The 1,120-nt window shown below is 71.9% G+C and carries 1 protein-coding gene and 1 pseudogene; one reads left to right on the top strand and one right to left on the bottom strand.

All coding sequences use genetic code 11. The features are described from left to right. Positions 1-7 precede the first annotated feature (7 nt). The gene (gene rpmH, locus AB0E94_RS53185) at positions 8-145 is read right to left on the bottom strand and encodes a 50S ribosomal protein L34 (RefSeq protein ID WP_067300964.1); all 138 of its coding nucleotides are present in this window, start codon (positions 143-145) and stop codon (positions 8-10) included. 633 nt (positions 146-778) lie between these two features. On the opposite strand from rpmH, the pseudogene AB0E94_RS53180 reads away from it, so the two are divergent. Next, positions 779-1,120, top strand: a pseudogene (locus AB0E94_RS53180) (chromosomal replication initiation protein); the annotation flags it as partial.

Genomic DNA, 1,120 nt, shown 5'->3' with positions numbered 1-1,120 from the left:
GTCGGCCTCAGGCCGACAGGCGGGTGCGGCCCTTGGCGCGACGGGTCGAAAGGATGGCGCGGCCGGCACGGGTGCGCATGCGCAGCCGGAAGCCGTGGGTCTTCGCGCGGCGGCGGTTGTTCGGCTGGTAGGTGCGCTTGCTCACGTCAGGCTCTCCGTTTTCGTACGCCCCGGGCGAGGGGTCGCCGGGATCGTGTGGTGGTCCAGGCCACCTCGGCGGTGGCCCCCGATCGGTGCTGCCCGGCGACGCGGGACCTCGGCGATGCGGGGATGCGACCGCGGACAGCAAGCACGTATCACCCTAGCAGAGGGCGAGAGAGCAGCCGTTCCAGCCTACGCAGGGCGGCATCCACCGTCAAACACCCCCAGCAGGGGTGGACATCCGGCCCCACCAGCGACCGATGCGGCGGTTTTCGCTGATGTCGACAAGGGTCGCCGCGCGTCGGCGGTTGATGGCGCGCGGACAACGCTGTTACCGTGCCCGATTGCGGTCAGCGTCGAAAGGTCCGGTCGTCGCCGGCGGGCAAGACCGGACACGGTAGTGAATCGTTCGGCACGGTGAACCCGCTTCAGCGCCCGTTCAGGCAGGGGGCAGGTCCGACCCGCGTCCGGCGGGCGGCCACAATCGGTGCGTACACAGGCTGTGGATAACTTGTGGACGAGGACCGGTCGGTCGTCCGGTGGGTGTCGTTTCCACCCTCGCGAACGTGGCGGGCCCGGGACGGCCGACCGTAGAAGACGGCGGCGTCGGCGGAGCAGAGGCGAGGGGGGCACGACGGTGACCGGGACGACCGACCTTGCCGCGGTGTGGACGGCGACGACCGATGAACTCGCCGACGAGATCATCTCCGCGCAGCAACGGGCGTACCTGCGGCTGACCCGCCTGCGGGCCATCGTCGAGGACACCGCACTGCTCTCCGTTCCGGACGCCTTCACCCGGGACGTGATCGAGTCCCGGCTGCGTCCGGCGATCACGGAGGCGCTCACCCGCCGACTGGGCCGGCCGATCCAGGTCGCGGTGACCGTACGCGTGCCCGAGGGCGGCGCCGTCCGCCCGGCGGGCACCGTCTACCGCAGTGGCCCCGAGACCGGGCCGGCCGACCAGGACGGCGGGCCCGGC

The sequence above is a fragment of the Actinoplanes sp. NPDC026670 genome, assembly GCF_040638175.1.
GTDB lineage: Bacteria > Actinomycetota > Actinomycetes > Mycobacteriales > Micromonosporaceae > Actinoplanes.
The sequence above is the reverse complement of the archived record's forward strand: the minus strand, read 5'-3'. Positions and strand labels throughout refer to the sequence as shown.